We start from the raw sequence: 17,855 nt of genomic DNA, 5'->3' as shown, positions 1-17,855 counted from the left end.
CAAAATGGCAACATACAAAACTCCAGGTGTTTATGTGGAAGAGATTTCACTCCTACCTCCATCGGTGGCCGAAGTTGAAACGGCTATACCCGCATTTATTGGTTATACGCAAAACATATCCTATAACGGTGTGTCATTGTTAAACAATCCCACCAGGATCAAGTCGTTAAAAGAGTATGAACAGATCTTTGGTTTTGCCGAGAATACCACCTTTATTACCACCGGCAGTACCGGAATCAAGATCAACAAAAGCGGATCTACGTTTTCATTGGATACCGCTCTTACCGACCCGTATGCCAGCCTGAAATTCAGGATGTATTATTGCCTGCAGCTATATTTTGCCAACGGCGGCGGCCCGTGCTACGTTTCGTCGGCAGGGCAAACCGGATCGGCAGTTACTCCGGCCAATGACAAATTGCACGATGCTTTAGTAGCTGTGCAAAAGGAGGATGAGCCTACCATTTTGTTATATACCGACGCGGTAAATCTGACCGATGCCAGCCAATACTATGGTTTATACACCGATGCGCTTAGCCAGGCCGCTTTTTTACAGGACAGGGTAGTACTGATTGACCCATACATAGCACCGGCCAATAAAGGCAAAAGTGATTTTGCAACTTTAGCAGATGCTTTCAGAACGGCCATTGGTGTAAATAACCTGAGTTATGGTGCCGCTTATTATCCATGGCTGCAAACCACGCTTACTTATTACCTGGACGAAAGTAAGCAAGGCGTGGCTCAGGGTACCGGGGTAACAAATACTGATTTTCCCGCCGCAACAGTATTGCGTGATGATAATAACACCGGCAAATCATTGTATCATCTTAACAGCGACCTGTATAATACCATTAAACAGCAGATCAATCAGTTTGCTGTTATTTTGCCGCCGGCATCGGCTATAGCAGGGGTATATGCCTGGGTTGATAGCACACGCGGCGTTTGGAAAGCGCCTGCAAATGTGAGCCTTGATATGGTATCGGCACCAATGGTTAAAATAGATGACAGCGACCAGGAAGATATGAACGTTACCAGCACCGGTAAATCAGTAAATGCCATCAGGGCATTTTCGGGTAAAGGCGTGCTGGTTTGGGGCGCGCGTACATTGGCAGGTAATGATAACGAATGGAAATACATATCGGTTAGGCGCTTCTTTAATATGGTTGAAGAATCAGTTAAAAACTCAACCCAGCCTTTCGTATTTGAACCGAATGATGGCACTACCTGGTCGAAGGTTGGCGGTATGATCTCCAACTTCCTGACGCTGCAATGGCGCGCGGGCGCCTTACAAGGTGCTAAACCCGAAGATGCGTTTTTCGTAAATGTCGGTTTAGGTACTACGATGACGTCACTGGATATCCTGGAAGGACGGATGATAGTAGAAGTAGGTATGGCCGTAGTAAGGCCGGCCGAGTTTATCATCCTGCGGTTTAGTCATAAAATGGTTCAATCTTAAAAATACTGATCATGGCTTATAAAACACCCGGAGTATATGTGCAGGAAATAGCACTTTTCCCGCCATCTGTAGCCGAAGTAGAAACTGCTATACCGGCGTTTATAGGGTATACGCAATTTGCCTTAACGACCGATGGTAAATCATTATCCGACATACCAACCCGCATAACCTCATTATTAGAGTTTGAGAGCCTTTTCGGGGTAGAATATGTTCAGAAAAGTTTTACTGTAACCATAAACCCGGTTTCAAACCATATCCTGGATATAAAGCCGGATAAACGGTTTCTGCTGCATACATCATTAATGCAGTACTTTGATAATGGCGGTGGTCCATGCTATATCGTTTCTGTAGGATCATATACAGATGCTATAACATTCCAGCCGATATCGGACGGCATCGCATCATTGAGCGCTTACGATGAGCCAACACTTATCTTGTTTCCGGATGCCGTTGAGCTTGTTGACGCAACCAACGCGCCTGACCTGGTTAACTTTAGCCAGTTGCAAAACCAGGCGCTGGCGCTGTGCGCTAAAATGCAGGACAGGTTTTCCATATTTGATGTGTTGCAGGGTGATCTGGGTTCAAGTCCAAGCTTAAACCCGATAGATAATTTCCGCAATGCCACAGGCATAAACAGCCTGAATTATGGCGCTGCTTATTATCCATGGATAGTAACCAGTTATACCATCAATGTTGATTTCAGGCAACTGGCATTCCAGGATAACAGCAGCCCCGCAGTGGCCATTAATGACTATACAACGTTTTCTAAAAACAGCACAGAAGCCGCGTTGGTTACCACCCTGCAAGGCAATATTACAGACACCAACCTGGTTCTATCAGAAATTTTTAGCGCGACAGCAGATCAGAATTTATTGCGATTGAACGGCACGGCAGAGATCAGTAATTACCTGACCACCTACGCCACAGATGTAGCCAAAGATGTTAATGTAGAAGCACAGCTAACTAATTACATGAATTTATTGGCGGCAATGGCCAATTCTTTTCAGAAACTGGAAACCTCGCTTGTAGCTACATCGCCCTTAAATGTTGATATAAAACGGGCAAAGGCAGATACCAAGCTTACCAACGCTATTGTTGACCTGGTGGGCCTTGAAAAAAATGCCGACCTGATAACGCTGATGGGCGCCCGCGACCCAAGCGCCATATATGCGGCCTTAGACGGTACCGATTGGCTTAACAAAGAAGCCTATGCAGATGTAGTGGTAAATGCGGGTGTATTTTCAAATGATCATACCGGGGCACTTGAAGCCATTTTTGCCGTACAGGCAACGCTTACAACGCTACTGTCATACTTTGGCTCGATATTGAACAGCGTGCTGTTTTACGAAAGTCAGGCAGAGCAGGCATTATTTGCCGGCAATACCTTTTTTGGCAATGTTGACTCGGCCGCAATACTTAAAATGCGCACTATCCCGCCGTCAGGCGCGATAGCAGGTGTATATGCCGCGGTTGATAACGCTCGCGGCGTTTGGAAAGCCCCTGCCAATGTAAGCCTGAATAATGTGATAGGCCCGGCCGTAAAAATTGATAACAGCGACCAGGATGATATGAATGTTACCCCAACGGGCAAATCTGTTAATGCTATCAGGGCATTTACAGGTAAAGGCACACTGGTTTGGGGCGCACGTACGTTGGCCGGTAATGATAACGAATGGCGCTATATTCCGGTAAGGCGTTTTTTTATTATGGTTGAAGAATCGGTAAAGAAGGCAACCTTCCCGTTTGTGTTTGAAAACAATGATGCCAATACGTGGACCAAGCTTAAAATGATGGTGCAGAACTTTTTGATCCTGCAGTGGCGTGCCGGGGCATTACAGGGCGCTAAACCCGAAGACGCGTTTTTTGTAAACGTAGGCCTTAATGAAACCATGACCAGCACAGATATTCTGGAAGGCCGCATGATAGTAGAAATTGGTATGGCTGTAGTAAGGCCTGCCGAGTTTATCATACTGCGCTTTAGTCACAAAATGCAGGAAAGTTAATTAATTGAACCTTTTATAATTTAAAATAAAACAATGGCAAATTATCCTCTACCCAAATTCCATTTCCAGGTTGACTGGGGTGGCACACGTATCGGTTTTACGGAAGTAACCGGATTACAGATCGAAACCGAAGTGATCGAGTACCGCGAAGGCAGTAGCAAAGAGTATAATAAAGTTAAAATGCCCGGTATGCGCAAATATGGTAACATCACGCTTAAGCGCGGAACATTTGCAAACGACAACGAGTTTTACGACTGGATGAATACGGTTAAGCTAAGCACCATAGAGCGTCGCGATTTGACTATCAACTTGCTTAACGAAGAGCACCAGCCGGTAGTAACCTGGTCCGTTAAAAACGCGTTCCCGGTTAAGATTCAGTCAGCTGATCTGAAATCAGATGCTAACGAGGCTGCTATTGAAACGCTTGAAGTTGCACATGAAGGCTTGACCATTAAAAACGGTTAACAGTTATGCCTTTTGATGCAAAATCGGGTTATCCGCCGCTGGGGTTTCATTTCAAGGTAGTTTTTACCGGCATAGGCAGCGAGGATATTGACAGCCGCTTTCAAAATGTTTCGGGCTTGTCCATGGAGATGGAAACCGAGGCAAAGAAAGAGGGCGGCGAGAATCGCTTTGAGCATGCTTTACCGGTGAGGGCCAAGTTTCCGGCGCTGGTTTTAAAACGGGGTTTGATCACACAGTCTGACCTGCTGATGAAATGGTGTAATGATGTGTTCAATAATTTTATTATCGAGCCCAAAGACCTCACCGTTAACCTGCTGAACGAAGACCATGAACCGCTGTTAACCTGGAATGTTGTACAAGCGTGGCCAAAAAAATGGAGTCTCAGCGATCTGAACGCCGAGCAGAACAGCATTGCTATTGAAAGTTTTGAATTGCAGTACCAGTATTACACTTTAAAAACTTAAGGCCATGCCAATTGAGATCAGGGAATTGAATATCCGCGTAAGCGTAAACCAAAGCCCGGCCGAACAAGATTCGCCTGCCGGCGGTGGTGGTGCGCAGGGGGGCGGTGCTGATAAAGACCAGATCATCGCTGAATGCGTAGACCAGATCATGGAGATATTAAAGAATAAAAGCGAACGCTGATGGCCGACAATGTATCAAAAATGAAGATCGTAGCCTGGTCCGATCCGGAAAGCCGGACGGAAGAGGGCTCTATGTTCGTTCAGATCAACCCGGAAACGTACAGCCAGAAGATCGAGATCAAATATTCTGATAACCAGGCACAGGGAACATCGGGCAAGTTGCCCAAGTTCTCAAAAATAGAGCCGCAGAAAATGGATTTTGAGCTGATGTTTGACCGCACAGGGGTTGTTAACGGAGCGACCGCCGGCGAGATGGGCGTGGACGAAGACATTGACAACCTGCAAAAACTGATCATTGAGTACCAGGGGGACAAGCACCGCCCAAGGTTTGTGAGCCTCTACTGGGGCACCCTCAAATTTGACGGCGCGCTGGAAACAATGGACATCAGCTATAAGCTGTTTAACGCCCAGGGCGCACCGTTAAGGGCGGTTGTTAAAGCAACGTTCATCGGTTCAATTGAAGACAAAAAACGGGTAGCCCAGGAAAACGCGCAATCGCCGGACCTGACCAAAGTGAGGGTTGTTATGGAAGGAGATACCTTACCGTTGCTCTGTTATAAAATTTACGGCGACTCGAAATATTATATAGAAGTAGCCCAGGCCAACAACCTGAATGATTTCAGGTACCTGCAAACAGGTACAAAAATTAAATTTCCGCCATTAGCAAGTTAATATAAAAATGCCCGATAGCCGTACCATATCCACCACCAGGCCCAGTACCGTTGTAACCCCTATTGTTAAAATAGAGGGCACAGAAATACCGCGTACTTTGCAGGTAGAGGCTATTATTATTGATAAAGGAGTAAACAGGATAGCAACGGCCAAATTGGTTATCATAGACGGCAGCGCTGCCGAGCAAAGTTTCAATGCCAGTAATGGCGCCCTATTCATCCCCGGGAAAAATGTAGAGGTATTGTGTGGGTATGAATCTGACAATTACACTTTGTTTAAAGGGGTAATTATAAAACACAGTATAAAATTGCGTGGCAGCGGTTCGCAACTGGTTTTGGAGTGCCGCGACAACGCAATAGCCATGACATTGGCGCGCCACAGTAAATACTTTGGTGCAGGCATTAAAGACAGTGACGCGATATCGACCATAGCATCTGCCTACAGCGGTTTGCAAACCGATATCGCTGATATGCCCGTAACAACCGACGACCTGGTGCAATATGAAGCTACCGACTGGGATTTTATAACCGGCAGGGCAGAGGTTAACGGCATGCTGGTATATACTGATGATGGTACGCTTTCAATTAAAGCGCCTGATATCGGTCAGCAAGCCATTGTAGAGCTTTCGTTCGGTGCTACCATTTTAGAGCTGGATGCCGAAATTGATACCCGCTTACAATTCCCGGCAATTACCGGCCGAACCTGGAACCCGTCATCACAAGAAATTGAGACAGCCGATGCCAATTCTCCTTCGGGCGAGCTAAACGGCAACCTGAGTTCTGATGACCTGGCAGGTGTGTTTTCTGTTAATGATCTGCACCTTAACCATGGCGGTAAATTGCCACAGCCCGAGTTGGAATCATGGGCTACAGCGCTTAAACTAAAACAGGTATTGTCGAAAGTAAGAGGCAGGGTAAAGTTTAAGGGAATCCATACGGTAAAACCGGGGATGATCATTAAGCTGAATAATTTAAGCGACCGCTTTAACGGCAATGCCTTTGTAAGCAGCATCCATCATTATATAGCCGCAGGCGACTGGCAATTGGATGTACAGTTTGGCCTCGATCCGAACTGGTTCACCGAAAAATTTGAAACGAGTATAAAACCCGCATCAGCCTTGATACAGGCAGTGCCGGGCTTACAAATAGGCGTAGTAACGCAGTTGGAAAATGACCCTGATGGCGAGTGCCGGATACTGGTACGGCAACCAATTATCAGTGCCGATGACCAGGGCGTTTGGGCGAGGGTAGCCACACTTGATGCAGGCGATAACCGCGGCAGTTTTTTTCTGCCCGAAGTTGGGGATGAGGTAATAGTAGGCTTTTTAAACAGCGACCCGCGCAAGCCCGTGGTATTGGGTATGCTGAACAGCAGTGCCAAAGTAGCTCCGTTAACTGCTGCCGACGCCAACAATCAAAAGGGTTTTGTGACCCGCAGCAACATGAAAATGATCTTTGACGATGATAAAAAATCATTGACTATAGAAACTCCGGCAGGTAAAAAAATAACGATGGATGAGGACGCCGGTGTGATACAAATGCAGGACGAAAATAACAATTCCATTAAAATGGATAGCGATGGTATAACCATTGAAACCCAGGGTAAACTAACTCTGAAATCACAACAAGATTTTAGCGCGGAGGGGATGAACCTGAGTTTAAAAGCAAATACGGCATTTTCGGCCGAAGGGTCGGCAAGTGCAGAGGTCAAATCAACAGGGTCAACATCTGTAAAAGGGTCAGTAGTACAATTAAATTAAATGGCGGCAGCAGCAAGAATAGGCGATATGCATACATGCCCGATGGTAACCGGGGTAGTGCCACACGTGGGCGGACCGGTGATAGGCCCGGGTGTGCCAACAGTACTTATAGGCGGTATGCCGGCGGTATGTGTCGGCGATATGTGTACCTGTACCGGCCCGCCAGATTCGATCATTATGGGATCGTCTACAGTGTTGATAGGCGGCAAACCTGCGGCCCGTATGGGCGACAGTACCGCGCATGGCGGCGTAATTATATTAGGTTGCCCTACAGTAATTATAGGAGGCTAATTAAAGATGGATCAGAAAATACCTTTTATTGGACGTGGCTGGAGTTTTCCGCCACATTTTGATAAGGCAGCAGGCAAGGTTGAAATGCTGGTTGATGAAGCCGATATTGAAAGCAGCCTTACCATACTGTTTACCACAAAACTGGGCGAACGTATCATGCAGCCAACTTATGGCTGCGATATGCAGAACATAGTTTTTGAGGCGGTTAACCTTACCCTTAAAACGTACCTGAAAGACCTGATTGAAACAGCTATACTTTATTTTGAACCAAGGATAACATTAAACAATACGGATATTGACAGCAGCAGGGACAGTGAAGGCTTACTGCTGATCAAACTGGATTATACGGTGCGGACGACTAATTCGCGCTATAATTATGTGTTCCCTTTTTATAAAAACGAAGCTTCAAGCATATTGACCGCTAAATAATGGCCTGCAACGAAAAAAATCCGCTTCAACGTGATGGCTCAAGCCAGTCGCAGCGTTTTTTAAACGCGCTTGATCCTGCCAATGCCCCGATTGATGAATTGGGGATGGAGGAGTGGCTAACGTTTGCCGCGGCTTATGCTAAAGACATTAATTATTTCGGACTGACGGACAGCGAGCATCCGCAAGGCGACTGGGCCCAGTTTTTTATTGAGGACAAAGATGCCATAACAACATTCCTGGCCCAGGCGCAATTAAAAATAAAAAATGCGCAAATTGATTTCCCGGACTCATCCATCCAATCGGATATAGAGCCGCACCTGGCTTTATTCATGTGTTTTATCCTGTTGTTGCAACACTCAAAAGACGCGTTGAACCTGTTTACAGGGCGACACCTTGATTTTTATTACAAGCAAGTGTTGAAATTGCGCAACCGGCCCGAAGTGCCCGATAAAGTTCACGTAATATTTGAGCTTGCCCGTAACCTGCAGCTTTTTGGCTTATCCGGCGGCACAACACTGGATGCAGGAAAAGACAATAGTACCAAGCCATTGCCGCTTGTTTACCAAACCAACAGCGAACTTGCGGTTAACAGTGCCACCATAGCGGCTATGAAGAGCTTTTACCAGTCGGCGGCTGATAAGAAAATTTATTATGCCGATGTTACTTTCTCTGCGGATGGATTAGGTACAGCCTTCAAAGATCCAATACCTAAATGGAATCCGTTTGGTAATAAAGATACCAACGGCAAAGTAGTTTGGCCGACGGCGGCTATCGGTTTCGCGTTTGCATCAAAAGTGTTACTGTTAAGCGAGGGGACCCGCACCATAACGCTTACCTTAAGTTTCAATGCTTCGCCGGGTGCTTTGGTGCCTGATGATCTTGCCACCGCGTTTAAGGTCTTTTTAACATCAGATAAGGATTGGCTGCAGGCAGATTTTGCCGCGACAACGCCAATTCAAATTACCTCGTCGGGCGGGATATACCAGCTTATTGTTACAGTAAGTTTACCCGTCAAGGCCGGTGCGGTAGTGCCCTATAACCAAACTATCCATAAAGAAAATTACCAGACAGACAGCCCGGTTGTGCGCTTGCTGATGAACGTGCAGGATGATAAATCATTTGCTATTTACCAGGCGCTGTCAAAAGTGGTGGTTACCAAAGTGCAGATCGATGTGGATGTTAAGGGGATGAAAAACCTTGCTGTCGAAAATGATAACGGCAAGCTCGATCCTTCAAAACCATTCCTGGCGTTTGGTCCGCAGCCTAAGGTAGGGTCGAACTTATACATTGGCAGCGCTGAGATCTTCCAAAAAAACTGGAGCGAGATCATCCCCAATATCCAATGGAAAAGCTTACCAGATGATCTTAAAAAACACTATAGCTGCTACCGTAAAGATTATTTATTGCCAACCTTTAGCCAGGTAGCCTATCACCTTGCGACGGTGAAAGCGGATATAACTGAAACGGACAATCCACCTGATCTTAATGATAGTACTGATGGCGGATTGATCATTACCGGTTCAGATAGTTTTACCGCCGCCGCTACTTATTTGCGTGACGGCGCGTGGTACCCAACCAGTGCTGCCGATAGCGAGATAAAAATATTCACCACACCATTTACGCTAAAGCCGGATGGTGTAAGCCAGGCTGTATCAGGGTATTCGTATTTTGTTAACCAATACGTTTATTTTTCTTCGGCTAAATACAGTTACAGTACACAGGCGCAAAAGGCGGTGGTGCAGCAGTACGTAACGCCGATGCAGGTGTCCACGCCGTTTTTGGGTTTCTCCGGCTTTTCGGGCATAACTTCAAACGTCCAAACCCAAACAGCAAATTTTTCTGCCGGGGTTAAGGACAACTATATCAGGGTTAGTTTAAAGCAGGATTTTTTGCATGACCTTTTCCCGCAGATCTTTGCCGTAGCAATGAGTAAAGGAAAAAGTTTCCTGATACCTAAAGCGCCCTACACCCCCGAAATTGCAGCCCTGACCGTAGACTACAAAGCATCAGAAACAAATGATGTAAGTACGCTTACCGGCGCTACCAGTTCAAATCTACTGAACGATTATATCAGCCGCGATGTGCAGTTTTTCCATGAAACACCTTTTGGGCAGTCTGAACAGCACGTTTTTTTGAAGAATCAATATTCAGGATTGATCGATACCACAATTACGTTATTGCCAAAGGCGCCGGATATTGCCGGGTTCTACATCGGTATCGCCAATATCCCTACAGGTTCTATCGCGAGTATTCTTTTCCAGGTGGCCGAGGGAAGTGAAGATGCTATGGCACCATCCTTTACCGATACTTTATTCCCGGTATGGTATTTCCTTTCGGGGAACGAATGGCTGCCCTTTAGTAAAAACAACATCATCAGTAATGATACCAACAACCTGTTAAGGTCGGGTATCATTAAGTTCCTGATCCCTGATGCGGCTACAACAAGCAACACATTTTTAAACCAGGGACTTACCTGGCTGGCGGTTGAACTGCCCGCCGGTTTTAGTGTCGATTCGGTTTGTAAATTTATAAATGTACATATCCAGGCCGCCCAGGCGCAGTTTGCCGATAATGGTAATGAACTATCGCACCTGCAAAACGGGTTACCGCCGGCCACTATCAGTAAACTGGTGAACCGCTTGCCGCAAATAAAATCTGTTACCCAGCCTTATGCTTCGTTCGGCGGCAGCCTGCCCGAAAATGATCAGGCATTTACGCTTCGTGTAAGCGAGCGCCTGAGGCATAAACACCGGGCTATTGACATTTGGGACTATGAGCATTTGGTAATGGGGCAGTTCCCGCAAGTGTACCGGGTTAAGTGCCTTAACCATACCAATGATGATTGTGAAGTAGCGCCCGGCAGTGTTAGGGTTGTGGTGATTCCGGATATTCGCAACCAGAATAGTTTTGATCCCTTTCAGCCCCGGGTAAGCAAGAATCTATTAAGTGAGATAACAAATTACCTGGCCGGTCTTAATAGCATGCACGTCGATCTGAACACGATCAATCCCGATTATGAAGAGATCAAGCTTGACTTTAAGGTGAAGTTTTATGCCGGGTATGATGAAAATCTTTATGCCATACAACTTAATACCGACCTGATCAATTACCTGTCGCCGTGGGCATTTAACCGAAACGCGGATATTGACTTTGGCGGTACCTTATATAAAAGTGTAGTGATCCGCTTTATCGAAGAGCTATCCTATGTGGATTATATAGCTGATTTTAAAATGTATTTCACCGAAACCGGTGTAGCTGATCCGGATATCTTAGCGCCCGAAAACTCGAAAGCAATCCTGGTATCGGCAAAGCAACATCTTATTGATACAAAAAATATACCCGTTTGCTGATGAGTGATACTTTAACCATATCGAAAGAAATTGAAGATGCGCTTCAGCCCGAGTTTAGCAAACTAAGGGAAGAAGGTATGCAGCATATTCTTGAGCTGGCCAGCGCTATATGGACCGATTATAACGTTCATGACCCGGGGATAACCACGCTGGAGATGTTGTGTTATGCGCTTACAGATCTTAACTATCGTGTAGCACTCCCTGTAGAAAACATACTGGCTGTAGAGAAGAATAATACCGACAATATGCACGAACAGTTTTTGTCGGCCATTAAAATATTGCCCGGTTACCCGGTAACACCCGACGATTACCGCCAGCTGTTTGTACGGATTGATGGTGTCAGGAATGCGTGGATCAGCAAATCGGCACATAGCATCATTGCCAATTATAAACAGCCTGATGGCAAACCGCTATTACATTATGCCACTTCCGGCGAAACCCCGGTAGCTAATGAGGAAATAGAGTTTGACCTGAAAGGCATCAATAATATCCTGATAGATTTTGAAGAGTTCCCCGAGCTTGGCGGAGATGCCACAAAGATCAAGGCCAAACAGGATGCGATCATCAAAGAGATCAAATCAGTTTATTATTATTACCGGAGCCTGTGTGAGGACCTTGACCAGATCAAGGCTGTTGATCAACAGGAAATAGTGATCTGCGCCGATATTGAATTGCAGGCAACTGCTGACCCCGAACAGGTTTGGGCACAGATCATGTTTAATATAGAGCAATATCTTACGCCCGATATTAATTTTTACTCGCTGAAAGAATTGTTGGATAAAGGCATGCAGCCCGACGAGATCTTTGAAGGGCCGGTATTCGATTTCGCGACCATTAATGCCGCTACCGAAAAAGGCCTTGAAGCAACTTTTACCAAACAGGGCTTTATTATATCTTCTGAACTTGCCGCCTCACAACTGCGCACTGAGGTTCGCCTGTCAGACATTTACCGCATCATTATGGAAATTGACGGGGTAAAGTTGGTTAAACGCATTGCTTTTGGTTTTTGCGGCTGTAATGAACCATCGTCCGTTGTCGCCAACAAAATATATAACGACAATAAATGGCTGCTTTGCGTGCAGCCGGGCAGCAAACCGGTATTGTGCGAGAATAATTCGTCGTTTTCTTTTTATAAGGACGTGATCCCGGTCGAACTTAAAAAATTAGAGGCCCAGGCAGATCTTAACCAATTGCGCCAAGCCTGGCAGGATAACGTAGAATCAAAAATCATTGTGGATCTGACCATCCCCGAAGGCGATTACCGCGATATAGCACATTACGAAACGCTACAAAACCAGTTCCCTGAAAACTATGGGATCTCGCCGGTTGGCTTGCCTGACACCGCTACTACCGAACAAAGATCGCTGGCCTTACAGCTTAAAGCTTACCTGCTGTTTTTCGACCAGGTGCTGGCCAATTATTTTGCGCAGCTATCAAACGCACGCATTTTATTAACTGCCGATGATAATGTTCGTAAAACCTATTTCAGCAATGTTGTTAATAGCATTCGCGATGCTGATAAATTGCTTGACGATTCAGACCAATGGCTGCAAACCGTTGATGATGTAATAAAGGCTACCAGCCTGGATAATTATCCCGTAAGGAAAAATAAATTCCTTGACCACCTGCTGGCCCGTTTTGCCGAGCAGTTTAACGAGTACGTTTTTTTAATGTACCGCATTTATGGTGATGATTACCAGCGCAACATTATCCGTAACAAGGTTAATTTCCTGAAGAATTACGACCAGATGAGCACTTGCCGTGGTAGCGGTCGCGACATATATAATGTTAAAACCGTCGGTCAGGAAGCGGTAAATGTATCCGGCATGGAAAAGCGCATTTCAAGCCTGCTGGGTTTTACAAACTATAAGCTGCAAAGTTTAAGCACCGAAGATTATCTGCTGTTTAAAGCGGATGCCACTTATTATAACTGGAATATATCGCAAAGCGCGGTAGTGATATTTAAAGGATTAGCCAACTACCTGAAAGAGATTGATGCTTATGAAGACCTGGGTTTGGTGTCGATCCTGGCAGGGGATAGGGAAAATTATGTGCTGAAACCCGGGCCTACAGCGGGCAAGGTGATCTATGATATTGTCGACTCGAAAGGCAACCACCATACATTTAATGATATGGAAATTGATGCCGATACGGCCGAGGCTACACTAAGCGGCATCATTGATTTTATGCGCAATGATTTTAAAATGGAGGGAATATATGTGGTTGAAAACATATTGCTGCGGCCCCCATTTGACTATACCGGCGATGATGCCACCCATCACCAGTTTATGCCGGTATGTATTGACCCTAACGGCACGTATTGTAAACCGCTTGATCCGTATTCTTTCCGCATTTGTGTGGTACTGCCGGGCTATAGCGTAAGGTTGCGTGATATTGCTTTCCGCGCCTATGCCGAGCGGCTGATCAGGATGGAAACGCCCGCCCATATTTTGCCACGTATTTGTTTTATTGGCCATGATCAGATGGTTGATTTTGAAAAATTGTACGCCCAATGGCGCACGGCGAAACAAACGTCGCTGTACAACAATACACCAATGGATGTAACCATTAATACAAATTTTATAAACCTGCTTGAAAGCCTGTACACCGTTTACCAGGCAGGCCAGTTAGCCGATTGTGACGACGATACACCGGATGTAAACCCGATCATACTGAACCAAAGCAGCCTTGGCACATTACAGGGCGGAACCATTAACAATATTTAACCTTAATCATACAGCCATGCCAACAGTAAACAACATAAAGCTTAACGACATTACGTTAGAATATAATTCGTTTGTTGACAGCCAGGTGCTTACCGCTAAGCAATTGAACGATATTGTTGAGTTTTTTGAAGATCAGCAGCGATTAACCCGTACCACGCTGATAGGGGTTGGTTTGGTATGCGGTTTAAATATTACCAGTGATACAACGGGCATTACGGTAAGCAAAGGTTGCGGCGTAACAACCGATGGCGACCTGCTGTATATGCCTCAAACTACTTATGCCAATTTCAGGCCGTATGATAACTCGCTCATAAAATATCCGCCGTTCTATCCCTTAGGGACAGACCAGGCCCAGATGGCATTATGGGAGTTGGTACTGCCGGATGCGACGACCAATCAATTACCGGTTGACAGCATAGCACTTACCGGTTTTAAAGACAAAGCAAGCAGCGATATTACAAGTATGATCGGTTTACTTTACCTGGAATATTATCAAAAAGAACCCGATGCCTGTACCGCGATTGATTGCGACAACCAGGGAAAGAAGCAGGTGGCCGTGCCAAAGGTATTACTGGTAAGCCAAGCCAATATGGAGCAGATCATCAACCGCACCAATACCGAAGTTATAGCTGATGATATTTTTAAAAATTATTACACCGCTTATCAGAATTACTATAACCTGGTAACCCTTGGCGCGCGCCGTGTGTTTTTAAATTCGGCGGCTACCGCATCACCAACAGGGTTGGCCAGCGCTTATGTAAGCGCGGTTAATGCCGGTGCAAGTAGCCTTGTAAACGCCATAAACAAACTTTATGATACGTTTAAGTTTGTGATAGACCCCACTTCAAAATATAACATAGCCGGTATATTAAGCAGTTTGAACGCGGCGCTAACAAAAACACCGTCAACCTACCAGGCGCAGTATTTTTATGATTTTTATAAAGACCTGGTAACAACGTATAACGAGCTGCGCGCTTTACTGGCGGACATTGTTTACATCTGCTGCCCTGATATTTACTCTTTCCCTAAGCATCTTATGCTGGGTTATGTAAATGGTAACTCGGCCAGGCCTGCGCCTTATCGCCATCGCTTTTACCAGTCGCCTGCCGTTACACAGAATAAAGAAAAACTGCATAATGCCGAAAGCCTGGCCGAGCGGTTCTTGCTGCTGATAAAAAACTTTGGCATATCGGCTAATAGCACTACGGTAAAGATCACCCCATCTGTAAATAACAACCAACCGCTTGGCGCAAGGGCAATGCCATTTTATTATAACGACCCTGCCTCTTTGGCTGAAAAATGGAGTTATGGCCGTTGGTTGCAGGGTACACAAAAACAGGTATTAGGGTATAATTCGTCGGTATATGCTGCCAGTAATGACATGGTGATCAATCCGCTTAATTATTCAATTGATGCCAATGATTTTTTCAGGATAGAGGGGCATATCGGTAAAAAATATACCGACGCCTTACAGGAAGTGATCACTATTAAACAAAACTTTAATTTACCGTTTGATGTGGTAGCCATTCGCCAGGGCGCGCTTACCCTTGATGATATAGATCTTGATGATTATGCCTGCCAGTTTAACGATCTTGAAGCGATACTGAACGCTTTTAAAGCTGAACAAAACTGTCTGTATGCAGAGGTTAGCCAGTTCTTTTCAAACTTTAATACCACTACCGGTTATCAATATCTGGCGCTAAGCGATGTAGCTTACCGCAAGATGGATCTTAGAGTAGCAAAAGCAATAACGATGACCGAAACAGGTTCAACTGCCGGCGCATCAGCTGCTGAAAAGGCGGCGGGTACCCAATCGGCAGAAACCGAAGTAACGAGGGCAAAAGCTGCGCCGACACCTGCTTATACACAGCTTGGCGCTACAGATGCGGGAATCTACAAAGCATCAGATAGTAATTATAAAATATTGTCGGGTACTGATGTTATTGATGGCAACATTATCACCGAAAAAGACACAATTGGCTATTACTTCAGCAACATCAGCAAGGATACCGGTGCCTTAACTATAGCCGATTATGCCGATGCCGCGGCGCGGGTTATCGATACGTCAAAATTGGGCAACGCCGAGAAAACCATTGCTATTGATATCCCGGTTAGGATTATCGCCGGTACGCGCAATATCAGCCAATGGCTGCCTGACAGGCTGGTTGATATTGACCAGGACACCTTAGATAATTTCACAGCCAAGCTTGCCGACCTATGCGCACAAGTAAAAACCGCGTTGAAAAATAGCCGAGCTGTATTTAATAAAAGCGGTTACGTGAAAAAAGGATACGAGCAGGATTATGAATTGACCCTATGGCAAATGTCAGAAAATTGCTGTGCCGGCGAAGCGCTTGAAGTGATACTAAAGCAAATATTACAACGTAAGCAGGATCTGTTGAAACAGTTAACCTTCTCTGCCTATGCGGCTAATCACCCGGGGTTAGAACATAAGGCAGGCGTACCCGCAGGCGGTACATTTGTAATGGTATATGCCACTACAAATGTAGTTGCTAACCCAACTACTACAAATCAGACAAAGGATGAAATTGCCAAAGCCAAAGAAGCGCGGCTTAAAGCATTAGAGAACAGCCAGGACTTTGTTGCCGGCTTTGAAAAAGATGAGGACGCGGTTAAATACATTGGCGATAACATAACGGTAGACGATGCCAAAGATGCTATAGCACGTTATCAGCAGGTCTCCGGACGCAAATACACACCTACAAAACAGAACACCATATTGCAGGAAATTGAAGCCGTGGCTAAACAGCGTGCGGCAAGCGCTGCCCAGGCTGCAGCTACCGCTGTGCCAACCAGCGTTGTATTTGCCGATTTTTGTTTGCCATATCTGTGCTGTTCAGACTGTCCGCCGGTAGCGTTTATAATGCCGCAACCTAAGGTTGCATTAAGCCTGCCTAAAGCAGTAGCATGCTCAGACGAGCCGCTAATGTTGTTCAAAGCAAGTCCGTCAGACGGGGTGGTAAAAGCACCGTCAGGGTTTGAAAAAACTGTTGTGGTAAAAGATGGCAGCAGCTACTTTGATCCGTCGCAGGTTACTGACGGCTCATTTGGTAAAGCTATCCAGTTTGCCTTAAACGACCAGACGACAGATTGTATCATCAGCATTATTAAGCACCCTGTTATTACACCGACAGCAAAAGCGGGTAAAAATACGGATATAGCTATAGTAATAGCCCTGGATGCAACCACCAATCAAATTACCGGCGATGTATTTACTTACAGCTGGAAGTTGGCCGACGGAACCGTGGCTCCAAGCCAGACCACACCAAAACTGGAACACCTGTATTCTTACGATGATATACGGAAGATGAATGTCGAAGGAAACTTGCAATTTACTTTAACCGCGACTAATCAAAATTGTAGTAACACACAAACCTGTTCGGTAAAAATAGATCTGCCGAAACAACAGCCGATATTGGTGCTGGCGCAGACCGAAGTTTGTTCGGACGCGGGTACGATCAATTTCACCACAGTTAAACCTGATGGCGGCATAGTTGCATCCAAAACAGCGGGTGCTGCTGTTAAGCTGGTAGGCACACAATGGGTGTTTGACCCATCTAAAGGTCCTTATGAAACAACTATAAGCGACTTTACGGTGAATGGCGACGCGGTAGCCAATTGTTCTATCGTGATACATGAACATCCAAAACCATCGTTTAAGCCTGAACAGGTTGATGTTAGCAAACTTCCAAAAGCGGGAAATAAAGAAGTTATCATAGGCGCGGCGGCAGGCCGGGTTGTAGCCATGCATTTTAACAATACTACACCTGATGTTGACAGCTTTAGCTATACCTGGGCATTTGGTACTGAAAATAAATCGACCGACGCAAGCCCGACAATTGGTTTTAATATGACTGATTATCCGCATGGGCGTAATATCGAAGTGATATTAACCGCCACAAACAAAAAAGACACCGCCTGTAAAGCGATGGTGAGGACTACAGTTGCGTTGCCGGGTTTGCCAACCAGGCCAATAATTACGCATATCCCAACTACGGGCTCAACAGATCTTAACCTTAATAAAGAATGATCATAACAGACA

12 protein-coding genes are annotated in these 17,855 nt (G+C 45.6%); all 12 read left to right on the top strand.

Features of this window, described 5'->3' with window-relative positions; translation table 11 throughout:
* Positions 1-4: 4 nt before the first annotated feature.
* Genes FO440_RS02190 through FO440_RS02140 form a run of 12 tightly spaced genes read left to right on the top strand, consistent with a single transcriptional unit; the run spans position 5 to position 17,843 of the window.
* Positions 5-1,453: a phage tail sheath family protein gene (locus FO440_RS02190; RefSeq protein WP_144246587.1), complete on the top strand. Its 1,449-nt coding sequence runs from the start codon at positions 5-7 to the stop codon at positions 1,451-1,453.
* An 11-nt stretch (positions 1,454-1,464) separates the two neighbouring features.
* A complete protein-coding gene (locus tag FO440_RS24790) occupies positions 1,465-3,456 on the top strand; it encodes a phage tail sheath C-terminal domain-containing protein (protein WP_246104155.1) in 1,992 nt (663 codons plus the stop codon).
* Positions 3,457-3,489: 33 nt separating this feature from the next.
* A complete protein-coding gene (locus FO440_RS02180; RefSeq protein ID WP_144246586.1) occupies positions 3,490-3,921 on the top strand; it encodes a phage tail protein in 432 nt (143 codons plus the stop codon).
* Positions 3,922-3,926: 5 nt separating this feature from the next.
* Positions 3,927-4,385, top strand: a complete 459-nt coding sequence (locus FO440_RS02175) for a phage tail protein (RefSeq protein WP_144246585.1) — start codon at positions 3,927-3,929, stop codon at positions 4,383-4,385.
* A gap of 4 nt (positions 4,386-4,389) precedes the next feature.
* A complete protein-coding gene (locus FO440_RS24285; protein WP_186292549.1) occupies positions 4,390-4,566 on the top strand; it encodes a DUF5908 family protein in 177 nt (58 codons plus the stop codon).
* Entirely contained in the window at positions 4,566-5,237 is a 672-nt protein-coding gene (locus tag FO440_RS02170) for a CIS tube protein (protein ID WP_144246584.1), read from the top strand. Before FO440_RS24285 ends, FO440_RS02170 begins: the two co-directional genes overlap by 1 nt.
* 7 nt (positions 5,238-5,244) lie before the next feature.
* Positions 5,245-6,996 carry a type VI secretion system tip protein VgrG gene (gene vgrG, locus FO440_RS02165; RefSeq protein ID WP_144246583.1) on the top strand — a complete coding sequence of 584 codons (1,752 nt, stop codon included), beginning with the start codon at positions 5,245-5,247 and terminating at the stop codon, positions 6,994-6,996.
* Positions 6,997-7,287, top strand: a complete 291-nt coding sequence (locus FO440_RS02160; RefSeq protein WP_144246582.1) for a PAAR domain-containing protein — start codon at positions 6,997-6,999, stop codon at positions 7,285-7,287. It begins immediately after the preceding gene.
* A 6-nt stretch (positions 7,288-7,293) separates the two neighbouring features.
* Positions 7,294-7,716 carry a GPW/gp25 family protein gene (locus FO440_RS02155; RefSeq protein ID WP_144246581.1) on the top strand — a complete coding sequence of 141 codons (423 nt, stop codon included), beginning with the start codon at positions 7,294-7,296 and terminating at the stop codon, positions 7,714-7,716.
* Complete coding sequence (locus FO440_RS02150; protein WP_144246580.1) at positions 7,716-11,066, top strand: baseplate J/gp47 family protein; 3,351 nt, start codon at positions 7,716-7,718, stop codon at positions 11,064-11,066. The genes FO440_RS02155 and FO440_RS02150 overlap by 1 nt, the downstream gene beginning before the upstream one ends.
* Positions 11,066-13,792 (top strand): hypothetical protein, encoded by a 2,727-nt coding sequence (locus FO440_RS02145; RefSeq protein WP_144246579.1) that lies wholly within the window; start codon positions 11,066-11,068, stop codon positions 13,790-13,792. Before FO440_RS02150 ends, FO440_RS02145 begins: the two co-directional genes overlap by 1 nt.
* Before the next feature lie 16 nt (positions 13,793-13,808).
* Positions 13,809-17,843 (top strand): hypothetical protein, encoded by a 4,035-nt coding sequence (locus tag FO440_RS02140; protein WP_144246578.1) that lies wholly within the window; start codon positions 13,809-13,811, stop codon positions 17,841-17,843.
* Positions 17,844-17,855 lie beyond the last annotated feature (12 nt).

Origin of the sequence: Mucilaginibacter corticis, assembly GCF_007558865.1 — a bacterium.
GTDB classification, from domain to species: Bacteria; Bacteroidota; Bacteroidia; order Sphingobacteriales; family Sphingobacteriaceae; genus Mucilaginibacter; species Mucilaginibacter corticis.
This window is presented reverse-complemented; position numbering and strand designations above follow the sequence as displayed.